14 protein-coding genes are annotated in these 14016 nt (G+C 52.3%); 2 read left to right on the top strand and 12 right to left on the bottom strand.

Going from position 1 to position 14016, the window contains the following annotated elements:
• Positions 1-95 precede the first annotated feature (95 nt).
• The 12 genes from AC0YNV_RS05885 to AC0YNV_RS05830 all read right to left on the bottom strand — a co-directional run bounded on the left by AC0YNV_RS05885 (position 96) and on the right by AC0YNV_RS05830 (position 12066).
• The gene (locus tag AC0YNV_RS05885; protein ID WP_475766618.1) at positions 96-1475 is read right to left on the bottom strand and encodes an MATE family efflux transporter; all 1380 of its coding nucleotides are present in this window, start codon (positions 1473-1475) and stop codon (positions 96-98) included.
• 33 nt (positions 1476-1508) lie between these two features.
• Positions 1509-2336, bottom strand: a complete 828-nt coding sequence (locus AC0YNV_RS05880; protein ID WP_475766616.1) for a sugar phosphate isomerase/epimerase family protein — start codon at positions 2334-2336, stop codon at positions 1509-1511.
• Between the two features lie 135 nt (positions 2337-2471).
• Positions 2472-3395, bottom strand: coding sequence for an AraC family transcriptional regulator (locus tag AC0YNV_RS05875; RefSeq protein WP_475766614.1), 924 nt, complete (start codon positions 3393-3395; stop codon positions 2472-2474).
• A 19-nt stretch (positions 3396-3414) separates the two neighbouring features.
• Positions 3415-4173, bottom strand: a complete 759-nt coding sequence (locus tag AC0YNV_RS05870) for a sugar phosphate isomerase/epimerase family protein (RefSeq protein WP_475766612.1) — start codon at positions 4171-4173, stop codon at positions 3415-3417.
• 128 nt (positions 4174-4301) lie between these two features.
• Positions 4302-5414 (bottom strand): Gfo/Idh/MocA family protein, encoded by a 1113-nt coding sequence (locus AC0YNV_RS05865; protein ID WP_475766610.1) that lies wholly within the window; start codon positions 5412-5414, stop codon positions 4302-4304.
• A 244-nt stretch (positions 5415-5658) separates the two neighbouring features.
• Complete coding sequence (locus AC0YNV_RS05860) at positions 5659-5919, bottom strand: hypothetical protein (RefSeq protein ID WP_475766608.1); 261 nt, start codon at positions 5917-5919, stop codon at positions 5659-5661.
• A complete protein-coding gene (locus AC0YNV_RS05855; protein ID WP_475766606.1) occupies positions 5900-6256 on the bottom strand; it encodes a hypothetical protein in 357 nt (118 codons plus the stop codon). Before AC0YNV_RS05855 ends, AC0YNV_RS05860 begins: the two co-directional genes overlap by 20 nt.
• Positions 6257-6337: 81 nt before the next feature.
• Positions 6338-7954, bottom strand: coding sequence for a sialate O-acetylesterase (locus AC0YNV_RS05850; protein WP_475766604.1), 1617 nt, complete (start codon positions 7952-7954; stop codon positions 6338-6340).
• 52 nt (positions 7955-8006) lie between these two features.
• Complete coding sequence (locus AC0YNV_RS05845; protein ID WP_475766602.1) at positions 8007-9743, bottom strand: alpha-1,3-galactosidase-related protein; 1737 nt, start codon at positions 9741-9743, stop codon at positions 8007-8009.
• A 135-nt stretch (positions 9744-9878) separates the two neighbouring features.
• A complete protein-coding gene (locus AC0YNV_RS05840) occupies positions 9879-10646 on the bottom strand; it encodes a glycerophosphodiester phosphodiesterase (protein ID WP_475766600.1) in 768 nt (255 codons plus the stop codon).
• 237 nt (positions 10647-10883) lie between these two features.
• On the bottom strand, positions 10884-11693 hold the full coding sequence (locus AC0YNV_RS05835; RefSeq protein ID WP_475766598.1) for an arsenite methyltransferase: 810 nt from the start codon (positions 11691-11693) through the stop codon (positions 10884-10886).
• 25 nt (positions 11694-11718) lie between these two features.
• On the bottom strand, positions 11719-12066 hold the full coding sequence (locus AC0YNV_RS05830; RefSeq protein ID WP_475766596.1) for an ArsR/SmtB family transcription factor: 348 nt from the start codon (positions 12064-12066) through the stop codon (positions 11719-11721).
• 318 nt (positions 12067-12384) lie between these two features.
• Between AC0YNV_RS05830 and AC0YNV_RS05825 the strand changes: the two genes are divergently transcribed.
• On the top strand, positions 12385-12699 hold the full coding sequence (locus tag AC0YNV_RS05825; RefSeq protein ID WP_210045335.1) for an ArsR/SmtB family transcription factor: 315 nt from the start codon (positions 12385-12387) through the stop codon (positions 12697-12699).
• A 13-nt stretch (positions 12700-12712) separates the two neighbouring features.
• Positions 12713-14005: an arsenic transporter gene (locus AC0YNV_RS05820; RefSeq protein ID WP_475766594.1), complete on the top strand. Its 1293-nt coding sequence runs from the start codon at positions 12713-12715 to the stop codon at positions 14003-14005.
• Positions 14006-14016: the final 11 nt, after the last annotated feature.

The following is a 14016-nucleotide window of genomic DNA, read 5'->3' as shown; positions in this document are numbered from 1 at the left end:
GAAACAAAAATCTTGCCGTGCCACCAGAGGACGGCGGCATGCGCTTCTTTTTGCTTAACCAAAAAAAAATAATCCCGGCTGCCCATGCTCGCGGGTTAAGCATCTGCCGCTCGAACGGCAGGCTCCCTCTCGTCCATCTGCAGCAGTGATCTCTTCTGCCACGCCCTGCTTCGCCATCGCAGGTAGAGGATGATGCCCCGCATCCATTCGTCGACGATGAAGGCAGACCAGATCCCGATCAAACCGTACCCCATATGTATCCCGAGCAAATATATAACAGGCATGCTGAACAGCCACGATACCGAGATGGACGCCACCATAGCAAAGCGCGCATCACCTGCTGCCTGCAGCGACCGCTCAATGATAATGTTGAAGTTGCGGCCCGGCTCCAGAATAAAGCCGAGCAGCAGCAGCGATGCGCCAATCTGAATAATGGATGCTTCATGTGTGAACAGCCCCATTAACTCTTTGCGGAACGGACTGATCAGGGCAACGGCAGCGAGTGTGATCAGCATGCTTGACCACAAATTGCGGAATACCTGGCGGTAAGCCGTTTCGCTCTCGCCCGCACCTATCAGATGGCCGATAATGATCTGCCCGCCCCGTCCGATGGATATCGCCAGCACCATGATAAGGAACATGATGTTCTGGGTATACACACGGGTTGTGAGCGCCGTCGCGCCAAGCGACGAGATGAATGCCGTCGTCACAAACTGGCTTGCGGAATAGGAGCAATTGACGGCAGATGAAGGCAAACCGACCCGCAGCACTTTGTTCACATGCTCACGCTTCCAATGCAGCAGATGCGACCACTGAATCTGGGCGCCAACGACCTTGCGAAGAATAATCAGATTGACGAGAAGCCCGACCAGCTGTGCAATCGTCGTCGACATCGCCACACCTGCCACGCCAAGCTTGGGGAAGCCGAACGGCCCGTAGATGACGAGATAGTTGCCGCATACATTGAGTATGTTCATGCCAATTGTAACCATCATCGTCTGCCGCGTGAACCCATGCGCTTGAATGATTGCGATGACGGCCGTCAGCACCCCTTGCACGACCAGAGCGCCGCCGGCAATGTAGAGAAAATGCTGCGCCTGCCGGAACAAATCCGGCGTTAGACCGAAAATATCAAGCAATATGCCGCTAAAGCCGACAACCAGCACACTGACCACAAGACCGAACAGGAAGTTGATCGCGATCGAGGATGAGACGAGTCTGCCGATCTCTGAATATCGTTTGGCTCCCAGATATTGCGTGATGACGACGGCGGAGCCGACGGCAATCACATTGAACATCAGGACGGCGAACATGATGATCTGATTGGCGACTCCGACCGATGCCACAGCGTCATCCGATACCTTGCTGAGCATAAAGGTGTCCGAGATCCGCAGCAGCATCTGCAGAGCCGATTCCACGAAGATCGGCCACGTAATCGTGAACAGAGACAGCCTGGCAACGGTTTTGGTGACCATATATATCTCCTTCTTCCAGATGGTTGCTGGCCGTTACAAGCTATAGACGGATTTCACTTTGGCGAGTCCCTGCTTCGCGACTTCCAGCGCAGACAGGCTGCCGAAGTCTTCGATGAAAAGCTCCAGCGACAGGAATCCTCTGTATCCGGATGCATGCAGCAGCTTCGCAAGATTTGCGGAGGGGGCAATCCCCTCCCCCGGGAATACGCGTTGGCTGTCGGCAATCAGTTCACGCGACGGCTCGACTGGATAATCGTTGACATGAACGATGCCGATACTGTCCCCGCTCAGGGAACCGATCCACCCTGCTGCACTGCCGCCCGTGTACATGTGGAAGGGATCAAGGAGGATTTTGGCGTCCTGCACACCGCTCTCCATCGCGACGTACACCGCTTCACTGAGCCGCGACAGCTTTTGCGCCCGGCCCCAGAACTCCAGATAAGGCTCTACCCCTATACTGCGGGCGATTGCCGCAAGCTTGCCGAACTGTTCCGCGATACCGCCCAGCGTCATGGATGCGACATTGCCGAAAGGCGGCGCTGCTGCGGCGACGCAGCCGAGCTCGGCGAGCAGCTCAAGCTCCCGCTTCGCATGCTCGAAGCCCTTCTCACGCTCCGCCGCGTCAGAGTCCGCCCACTTCCAGAACGCGATGGCATTGGCGAAGGTGAGGCCGGATTGTTCGATGCGCTGACGCAAATTGTTCCGTGATCCGCCAGCCGCAAGGTAAGTGTCGATATCGCGGACCCACAGCTCGATGCCTTCATAGCCAGCTTCGGCGGCAACGTCAATCTGCCGGATGACATCAAGTTTGAATGGGAATAACGTCGACATATTCAAGGATGTTTTGAATGGAAATGACATATGGAAGCCTCCTTATTTTCTGCTGAATTAGTGATCAAAACATCGGAAGCTCTGACACCCCGCGGGGTCAGAGCTTCCAACACATCGCATACCGCGCAGACAGCCTGGAACTGCCTTAATTCAATCGTACATATTTCAATTTGCTCCCGCATTATACAGAATCCGGTTCGGCGGATACAGCGAGTCGCCCTCGTTGACGGGAACAAGATCATGATAGATGGGGTTGTAATATTTCTTTCTGTACTTCGTCGCCGTAATGCCCTTCACCGTCTTGAATACGCGGGAGAAATAATTCTCATCGGCGAAGCCGACCGCGTACGCAACATGCTTGACGCTCTGCTCCTCATAGAGCAGCAGCTGGCAGGCTCGTTCGATCCGCCGCTGGATAATCGCTTCGCGCGGCGTACGGCCCATAAAGCGGACGAATGAACGGGAAAAATGCTCATGCGTCCAGCCCACTTTATTGGCAATCTTCTCAACTGACAGCGGCTGTTCCATATGCTTCTCAATGAAATCAAGCGCCTTTACGATCTGCGGCGGAATATGGCTTGATTGCGAAGCGTGCGGCTGATCGACGATATGGCCGTTGATCTCCTCAAGCAGCGCGAGCAGCAGAGAGCTTCCCCGCTGTTGAAGCTTTTCGGGAAACGAATAGGAAATATACAGAATCTGCTTCATCATGCCGACCAGCAGGTCGCTGTCGATCGGGATGCAGGAAGGACCGCCCGGCTGCATAATCTCCAGAGTCGGGATCAGACCGGGATTTCGTTCGAAGCCGAAATGAATGAACATATGCCGCGAATGCTGGTAAGGATCGTATTCATAACGATGATGCTCGCCCGGACGGGTGACGATGAAGCAGGGCTCCTTCAGCATATAGGCTTCGTCTCCGATATGATACATGCTTTTGGACCCGTCGGGAAAGTACAGCAGCTCGTAATCGTGAATTTCACGCGGCCCGAGTCCCGTTCCGGCTTTCTTGACAACATCGCCGGCGACATGGATCGAAGGCAGACAAACATATGGCAGCTGGCTGTCAGTGACGTCCGGAAGGTTCATGAAGGATCCCGCCTTTCTCTTATTGCTCCATGAAGCCAAGCTTCTTCAGATTGGCATAGCTGATGCGAAGGCTGTCGAACGGATCGCGTCGGCTAAGGTCCTGCTCTACGACCATCCACTGAACACCGATCTCTTCGGCAACCCGGGCAATCGCCGGAAAATCGAGAATGCCCTCGCCGATCTCCGCGAAAAATTGCTCCTCTCCCGCTTCTACATCCTTAATATGCAGCATTGGCGCACGGCCCTTGAGCTTGCTGAGATAGGTGACGGGATCCTCTCCGCCCTTCTTGATCCAGAATGTATCCAGTTCCGTCTGCACAAGCTCCGGATCGGTCTCGCGCAGGAGAATGTCCAGCGCGTATTCGCCGTCGAATTTCTCAAATTCCCAGTTATGATTGTGATACAGGAAGGTGATGCCTCTTTTTTTGAACAATTCGCCAATCCGGTTCATTTTCTTCGCTTTCTCCAGCAGGTCTTCCCTGGAATTGAACTTCATCGAAATCGCGACGAATTTGCCGCCATCCACTTCTTCCAGGTAGTCGGCGATCCGGTCGGTGTCGAATTCCAGCGTGTCGAACCCGGCGTGGGTACCGACGACCTTCAGACCCAGGCGGTCCAGCAGCGCCTTCTGCTGAGCAATGGTCATGCCTTCCGGCGGACGGCCGAGCTCAATGCCCTTGAAGCCGATTTCGGCGACTTTCTCCAGCGCGCCGGCATAGTCCTGCGACAGCGCCTCGCGAATGGTGTAAGGTTGAATGGCAACCGGAAATTTCTTCATAAACGGGATTCACCTGTCCTCTCTTATTTGCAGCGGTATGGAATGCTAATGGTTGTTGCGGAATGGTTACGGATTGCTTGCCCTGCTCTGTGGAATCGGCCATATGCAGTATTTCTCCGTAATCGGCCTCAGGCGTCGAGTGTGTTGTACTTCAAGCCGAGCGGCAGCGGCTTCGGACGGTCCACCGTCGATTGAAGATGAACATGCTTCTCTGATGAGGAAGCCTCGAAAATACCGAGCGAAATGTCCAGAACATGACGCGCCAGCTGTCCGCTGGCGCGGTTGGCGCGGCCGGACTGGATGGCATAAGCCATATCGGCGACGCCCATGCCGCGGCCTTCCTCCGCATAAGCATGCGAATGCGGGATTTCCTTCGTCTCGCCGCTGGGAAACTTGATGTAAACAGCGCCGCCGAAGAAGTTTGGATCGGGCACAATCAGATTGCCTTCGGTCCCGAATACTTCAAGCCGCGGCGAATAGCCGAAGCTTTCTTTGGCTGCCTGGAGGCTTGCCACAGCGCCGCTTGCGAAGTCGAGAACGGCGTGTACATTCGTTGGCGCCTCAAGCGGGAAAGTCTGGCCGAACGCATGGGATTGCGGGTTGAGGATGGTTATTTCCCCGTTCAGCTGCTGCGCGGAGCCTGTGACGCGACGGACTGGACCCAGAAGTGCAATGAGTGCGGTCAAATAATAAGGGCCCATATCCATGATGGGATCGCCGCCGAACTTCAGGAAATTCTGGAAATTCGGATGCATCCCTCCTGAGGAATTGCCCATGATAATGGTGCCATTGGCCGAATATGGCGTGCCGATCCAACCGTCGTCGATCAGCTTGATGCAGGTCTGGATGCCTGCTCCAAGGAAGGTATCCGGCGCGCAGCCGACGAGCAGCCCTTTCTGCTGCGCCAGGGCCAGCACCTGATCGGCATCCTCCCGGTTCAGTGCAAAAGGCTTTTCCGTATAGACATGCTTTCCGGCTTCCAGCGCTCTGAGATTAAGCGGCGCGTGCGCGACAGGAGCTGTCAAATTGAGAACGATTTCGATTTCGGAATCCGCCAACAGCTCGTCAACCGTGTAAACATGAGGAATGTTGTACTCGTCCGCGCGCTTGCGCGCGAGCTCCTGCACCAGATCGGCGACGGCTTTGACTTCCACGATATTGCTGAACATGCCGGTCAGGTTTTTGAGATAAATATTGCTGATGACACCTGCACCGATCACACCTGCTTTTATTTTACGCACATTAATCATCCCTTTCCGGTCTGGTCTCTTGCCTGCTCTAATTATGCCGTAATATGTAAGCGATCTCAATGGATCATTCCGACAATAAACTGGACAAACTTGATATTTTGCATATTTCCATCATCTTGAAATTCCGGCAATATGAATTTCTTGTCTTCGATTTGAGTTCTTTTACTCGTTTCCATTTACGGCCAAATAAAAAAAAGAGCTGCCGGAAATCCGACAGCCCTGCAGCTTTGGCTATTTATTGCACTTTGCTTTGCGCCATCGCTTTGTCATACGTTTCAACATAATAATCGAACACTTCCTTGGCTCCTTTGGCCTCGTAATCCTTCAGGAACTTGTCTTTCGCCTTGGCATAATCCGCATCGTTCTTCTGGAAAATAACTTTCGCGATGTTCGCAATCAAGTAGGCGTCAAGCTGCTGCTCCTTTGCCTGAAGCGCCGATCCGGCGGGTGTCGTTATTGAGCCCAGCACGGATGTGTCATACACATACGTCGGCACTTTGGTGAAGGCTTCCGTCACGGTCTTGTAGCCGTAGTGCTCCATGATCCAGCTCGCTCTCATAAACCCGCTCCGGATTCAAATAATTGTTCAGCGTCTGGTCGACGCTGAGCCGATTCACGATGTCCACATAACTGCTTAGCAGCGTCTGAATGTTTCTCGCGGTCTGAACGGAGCTGCCCTGCGTAATATTCGTCGTTTGCTCGATGATTTTCTTGCCTGACATCGACAGAATCACTTGACCGGTCACCAGCAGCGGAATGAAGATCGTCAGGAAATAGAGAATGATGAGCTTGGCGCGCAAATTCAAACGGACATTCTGAAAAAAAACCATCATCGGCAGCCTCCGGTAGCCCGTCATTATCGGGATATGAAAAGCAAAAGCCGCCTGTCCGACGGCGGAAGGGGGCTTTGAACGTTAAGCTAATTGTATGTCAAAATCGTCGGTACGGAAAGGCGCAGCCGGTATTCCATTATTTCCCTTGACGCTGGCTGCCGGCATATTGCTCCAGGCGTATCTGACTGCGACTGGTGCGTCCACTTCCGGGCTGCTGACTTCCACCCGGTTGCCCGAAAATCGGGCATCTGCCGGCACAAAACGGCGATCATCCCCGCAGATTGTAAAACCGGATAACGCGCCGGATGAAGCGCAAGGCTGCACACTGTCCGGATCGAAGGCAATTATAGCCTTCTGCCCTTCCACAGCCATGTCCAGGTATCGGGGACCGCTATAGCTGGCGTCTTCGCCATAGGCCTTCGCGAGAGCCGCCATAGCAAGCCGCTCCGCTACTGTCCGCTTGTCGATAGGGTGGATATCGTCCCGCTCGCCGCAATCGATGGTTACGATCAATGCGGTTTGCGGCACATCATTGGCCACGGCCTCCTGCGCTTCGCGGATGACGGGCCAGATTTCCCCGTCCGGATTGCCAAGCCACGCGAAGGAGCTCAACTGCACGATCAGAAAAGGCAGCTCCGGGCTAGCCCAAGCCTCTCGCCAGTTAGCGATCAAGCTTGTAAGCAGCTCGCGGTACAAAACGGCTTCAGCCCGGTTGGCATTGGCTTCTCCCTGGTACCAGAGAACGCCGCGGACTGCGTAAGGCACAACCGTCTGCAGCATCGTTTCGTACAGTCCGGAAGGACGCTCGGGCGATTTGGGGCCGTAGATCTGATCTGGCCAAACTAACGGATGCGCAGAGACCCATCTTCGATATCCTTCCAGACCGAGCTCTCTGACCTTCCCCACGATATCTCCGCGTTCCTCAATGAGACGGTACATATCCTCAACGTATCGGTCATATTCCCGATCGTATTCATTATTATCGAGGGCAGCCGTATGTTCTGTGAACGCATCCGACAAGGGTTTCAATCGCGGACTGCGTTTAAGCCAGGATTCGCTCATCCAGGCCTGGGCAGGCGTTGCGCCCCAGCTGCAGCTGATGATTCCGACCGGAACATCACGGGCCTGCTGCAGAAATTCAGCAAAATAGTAACCAATCCCTGTAACATGCAGAGCGGTTTCCGGCGTACACACCTGCCAGTCCGCATCTTCCGAGAGCGTCCCGATGAAGTCCCATCCCGGAACGACTGCTCCATGATAAGGCCGCCGCGGCGTGGTGAAGAAGCGTATGCACGGATAGTTTGCCTTCGCTGCTGCCTCAATACCCCCCTCCACGACCAGCAGCGGCTGCACCATATTGGATTGCCCTCCTGCCAGCCAGAGCTCGCCGATCCAGATGTCGGATAATCGTATATTTGAATAGGCGTTTTGATCCGTATCCGCAAACGTATCCGTATCCTTACATCCGGCCGCCGGATTATCGAAGCTTATCGTCATCTCATAGGGTCCGCCGGCCTGCATGGACGCAAGCCGAACAATCCAGTCTCCGCCGCTCACTACGGCCGTTTCCTTCTGTCCTGGCAGGGAAACCGTCACTCTCCCGCCTTCCGGACCGCGTCCCCATACCGGAATTGGCGTCTGCTGCTGCAGGACCATATGATCCGTAAACATCGATGCAATCGTGAACGATTCGCTCATGCCGCCACTCCTCATCCTGTTTCCTCAATCCGCATGAACGGACAGAGTTTGTTCATGATTCGACCGGCAGATTGACCTCCGCGTTCTCCAACAAGGCAGCTCGCGGTTCGCCGCCTTCGAAGCGGTTTCCGGCAATGACCGTATTCCTGGCCGCCCGGAGCTCAATCGTATACGGTCTGCCCCCATGCATCGGATAATTACCGCTTCGCCGGACGACATTGCCTGTAAAAGTGAATCCGTCGATGGAATGGCCATAAACAAGGGGAGATTCGAAGGTGTCAAACACATTTTCTTGAATTCGGATATTCCGGTGGTAGCACTCCCCATACGATTCGGGATTCTCAATCTCCGGATCAATATCGATCACCGCGCGGCCCCAGTCGGGGTAACAATAATTGCAATCCAGAAATGTGTTATGCCGGATCGTTACATCCTGAACCGCACCTGATTCATACCAGGAATTGGCATCTCCCGAAATTTTGATCCCGGCTCCGGGTGCACTGATCGTATTGTGCTCCAGCAGCACACGGCCTGGAGTCGTGATAAGAAACCCCCTCGCCCGGTTCGCTCTGACGGTGCACCGGCGCACCGTCAGATCGGGGTTCCATGTAACATTCTCGATCACATGATATTCTCCGACGGCAGCAGGCAGAGGCTGATCGAAGGTAATCAGCATATATTCCTTATTAACAAGCTCTGCACTGCGGACGCTTGCCTCCGCATAGGGCAGCAGGGAGTGGTTATTCACGAAACGGACAACATCGCCCGCTCCTGCAAAATCGATTCCAACCGTCATATCGTGCATGAACCGGACCAGCAGCGTATCCTCTGATATCCGCTCCGCTACCCGGACATAGATGCCATGAACATTGCACGGATCGTCCAGTTGATTCTCGAACAGACAATCTTCGATCAGGATCGTACCGCGGCAGTTCGTGAAATGCGTTGCATCCGCTGTCGCGGTCACCATCCGGCCGGAATCCGGGTTCAGCTTGACGTCGAAGCGGCGCAGCGTAATATCGGATGATCGCTGAGCTACCAGCCCCATACCGGGTGCATGATACAGCGTTACGTTCTCGATTTCTACCTTATCGCTGCCTTTAATGAAGATGCCCGGATTTTCACGTCTCCCGAAGCGCATCGCAATCATATTGCCGGCACGGGGAATATGTTTGATGTCGCCGGCCACGCGGATCAGACCCGGCCCCGCCTCGCTCAGCTTCAGCTTTCTGAACGAGTCCCAGCTGATCCGGTCTCCGCTCTGATGAGCATGGGTGCGGTTGATCGGATCGATATCGTGAAACCCCCAAACAGGAAGACGACCCCCGCCGAATTCGAAGTAAAGGCCGTCTGATCTCATCTCATAACCGGCATTGGCCGCTAATTGAATATCAAATGACGTCTCCGAAGCCGCCGTTACGATGCCCTGCTCGAACATCGGCCTTGCCCAATCGATCGTGAAATTGCGCAGCGTAATATTTGCGCTATTATCAAGGATAAATGGGATTACAGGACCATGAAAGATAAATTCGGAGCCTTGTCCATCTATAATGAGACCGTTCCGGTTAAGAATGGGAAACGCTGTCCTGCGGGTTCCTCCCTGATCGTGATTGGTTATATAATAGCTTCCCTCAGCCGCTCTCTCGGGGAAAAAGTGATAGCTCCCCTTCGGAAATACGAGCTCCGGATTGTCCGCTGTCCTGCTCGCCGCAAGCGCCCGGAACACGGCCAGCGCCGCATCCGCTTCTTGTCCCGCTTGCAGTCCGAACTCGGAAATATCGATTCTCATTGTTCCTTCCTCCTGCCCTGTCAAACAAAATAGCCCTCGTACCGTCCATTATACAGACGATGCGAGGGCAAAGAACTCCATAAACTTAAGAAAGAAATTGGATAAAATAAAGAACGTGAATCTGCATGTATCTGCTTAGCGCACACCGGTTCCCGCCCCGCCGCCGATCAGAGCGGCCAGCCGGTCCGGATAATCCGTAATGATGCCGGCAACGCCCATATCGATCAGCGTCTGCATCGTCGCTATATCGTTGACAGTGTATGGATGATAGACAGTTCCACGCTTGCCTGCTTCTTTTACCCATTCTGCGGTTACCGCACGATATGGCGGATGAAGCGCATCAGCGCCGATCGAAGCCGCATAAGTCCAGGGTTCATGGAGAATTGCCGAATATAAAATAGCGCTTCTCACATCCGGAGCCAGCTTCTTGAAGTGGGCCAGCGAATAATGATTGAAACTGGAAACAATAACCTGGCTCTCCAGTCCAAATTCCCTGATGCTGCGCACCAAGGCTTCCTCCATCCCGGGATAGGGATACAGGCTGTTCTTCAGCTCCACATTCAAGATGACATCCCTGTCCTTCGCAAGCTCGAACAGCTCTTCAATGACAGGTACAGACGAACCGTGAAACTCAGATCCGAACCATGAGCCGGCGTCCTTTGTTCTGATTTCGTCCCAGCTGAGGTCCATGACCCTGCCTGCTCCATTCGTCGTCCGGTCCAGCGTTTCGTCATGAATCAGCACCAGCCTGCCGTCAGCAGTCATTTGAACATCCGTCTCGATGCCGTTTGCTCCAAGCTCCAGCCCTTTCTCAAAGGCGGCCATCGTATTCTCCGGACAATAACCGGAAGCCCCTCTGTGTGCAAAGTTCAAAAACGTCTTGCCATTACTTTCTTGGTTCATTGGAATCTCCCTTCAACATAAATGAAAATAAATATTGGGAAGCGTCTTCACTATATCATCCGCTTTCTCTCCCGGGCAATCCATAAATTCAAGTATCGGCAGCGGTATTTTCAATACTTCATCAAAAGCCGAAGAAGAAATGACTGCTGCACAATTTTGAGTAAAAAAAGAAACCCGGTCACTAAGCCCGGATTTCTGCTGAATATGAAATATACAAATGCGTTAACTAGCCTTCTACTATAATGCTTTAGCCGCCTTAATCACGGCTGACACAATATACTGATCTATCTGAGCGCCAGGAATCCAATTTCGAATGAACGCCTTTGATTCGTCTTTTGGCTCAATAACGATATCAACAAATCCGCTGTTCTCAAGGATGGTCTGTATTTCATCAATAGAAGAGGCTCCAGAGATGCACCCTGCCAACGAGTCCATATCCTGTTTGATCTCTTCCGGCAGTGCAGCAGTCGTCACGATATCCGAAATGGCCAGCCGTCCGCCTGGTTTCAATACACGAATGGCCTCATTGAACACCTGCTGCTTATCGGGAGAGAGATTAATGACGCAATTCGAGATGATTACATTCACGCTATCATCGGAAATGGGCAAATGCTCAATCTCGCCCAGCCGGAATGCTGTATTCGTATACCCGCCTCTCAGGGCATTGCCACGGGCCCGGCTGATCATCTCTGGCGTCATATCAACTCCGATGACCTTTCCGCTATCACCTACCTGCTTTGCGGCAAGGAAGCTGTCGAATCCGCCCCCGCTGCCCAAATCAACCACGACTTCTCCTGCTTGCAAGGATGCGATCGCTTGCGGATTCCCGCAGCCAAGCCCCAGGTTTGCCCCTTCGGGAACGCTGGTAAGCTCATCATTCGAATAACCCAGTTTCGACGAGACATCGTTGAAATCACCAGGTGTGTCACAGCAGCTGATTGCAGGTGCGCAGCAGCCTGCGTCTGATTCGTTTTCGTTGTACAAGGCAATTTGTTTGTAGCGGCTGCGGACATGCTGGCGGATTTCATCGTTTTGAACCTGATTCATGTTTTTTCGCTCCTTTTGGTTTCAATTAACAACACCCGCTTTTAGTTGCATCAGCATTACGGAACATGCAGCACAACGCTGGAGACAGCAAGTTATTAACCTCCTCCTGATTCAGCTCATAGTAGCTCCAGGTCCCTTTGGTCTCGCGGAGAATTAATCCGGCATCCAGCAGGATCTTCAGATGATAGGACAGCTTTGATTGCGGCATGTTTAAGATCTCAACCAGATCACAGACGCATGTATTTCCTCTTTGGGTAAGCTCATACATGATTTGCAGTCTTTTCTGGTCGGCCAAAGCCTTGAATTTGTTCTCATACGGCGTGAAATCAGGGGTCTTTGCTTCTGAAAAGATTATGGGAAGTTCTTTAATCATGTCGATTCTCCTTAGCAGTAAACGGGTTGGCAGCATCCCGCATATATGTGATTCTGGAACATCAGATACCCGGCAGAAAATAGTTCGGTCATATTCGCCACGCTCCATTAATCAAATTATTTTGATGTATTCATCCTACCACGAAACATTTTCCAATTCAATACTAAATCAAAATAATTTGATTTAATGCCAACAACCATCATTCTGTGACTCATATTATTCCGGACTAATATAATCATTTACTTATATACTAGAGTGTGTATAATTATGATGGGCTCATGTGTGAGGTACTGAGGTACTTGAAAGGAGTTGAACGAGATGACCAATGTTGGAGAGATGCTGGAATCCCTCAAGCTGCTCTCGGATAAAAGCAGGTTGACCATCCTGACCCTTCTCAGGGAACAGGAACTGTGCGTCTGCGATATTGTGGAGATCCTCGAGACCACGCAGCCAAATGTAAGCCAGCATCTGAAGAAATTAAAAACAGGAGGTCTCATTAACGAAACCAAACGCCGGCAGTGGGTTTATTATTCATTGAATTTGGCTGACAAGCCTTATCTGAATGATCTTCTGGCCCATCTCCCTTCTATGAAAGACAGAATAAATGCGTTAAATACGCAAAGCTGCGACTGAACCTGGAGGATTTATGCTGACGATTGCTTCGCTCATATTCTTGATTACCCTGATTTTTGTGATTTGGCAGCCAAAAGGCCTCAATATCGGCTGGTCCGCATGCGGAGGCGCCATTATTGCCCTGCTTTTTGGAGTCGTCAGCTTTTACGATGTATGGGAAGTCACCCAGATCGTCTGGAATGCTACGCTAACGTTTGTCGCCATCATATTGATCTCGCTCATCCTCGATGAAATAGGCTTCTTTGAATGGGCTGCTCTGCACATGGCCCGTATTGCCAGAGGAAACGGCAAACTAATGTTCGTTTATGTCATCCTGCTCGGAGCCGCGGTCGCCGCCTTTTTCGCCAATGACGGAGCTGCGCTGATCCTGACCCCGATTGTCCTCGCCATGGTGAGAGCCTTAAAGTTTGACTCAAGGATGATTCTGCCCTTCATTATGGCGAGCGGATTTATCTCGGATACGGCTTCCCTGCCACTTGTGGTAAGCAATCTGGTGAATATTATATCCTCGGATTATTTCGGCATCGGATTTGCCGAATATGCCGGTCGAATGATTGTGCCTACCCTCTTCGCTATCGCCTCGAGCCTGCTGGTCCTGTACCTCATGTTCGGGAGGAACATTCCAAAGAGCTATGATCTTGATCAATTAAAGAAACCAGGCGAAGCCATTAAAGACTACAAGATGTTTCGGATTTCCTGGGTAATCCTGGCTGTGCTGCTGATTGCCTATTTGACAAGTGAATTCATCCATGTGCCGGTATCGATTATTGCAGGTACTGCAGCAATTGTGTTTCTCTTCCTCGCCAGACAAAGCAAGGAAATTCATACATGGAGCCTGGTAAAAGGAGCTCCTTGGGCTGTCGTAGCATTCTCGATCGGCATGTACGTTGTCGTTTACGGGCTGCGGAATGTCGGGCTTACCGATGAGCTGGGAGCGGTGTTCGATTGGGCCGGAGATCAAGGATTGTTCATTGCCACGGTTGTCGCCGGTTTTATAGCCGCTATTCTCTCTTCCATTATGAACAACCTGCCCACTGTCATGATTGATGCTCTGGCTATCCAGGGAACGGATACCACCGGTGTCGTAAGGGAAGCGTTCATCTATGCCAATGTCATCGGTTCCGATTTGGGTCCCAAAATCACTCCGATCGGATCCCTCGCAACTCTTCTATGGCTCCATGTATTGTCTGCCAAGGGAGTTAAAATAAGCTGGGGATATTACTTCAAAGTTGGCATTGTTCTGACGCTTCCCGTCTTGTTGATTACGCTGATCAGCCTATATCTCTGGTTATTAATCGTGGGCTGAATCCATTATAG

It is taken from the genome of Paenibacillus sp. JT31N11, assembly GCF_056269285.1.
The sequence above is the reverse complement of the archived record's forward strand: the minus strand, read 5'-3'. Positions and strand labels throughout refer to the sequence as shown.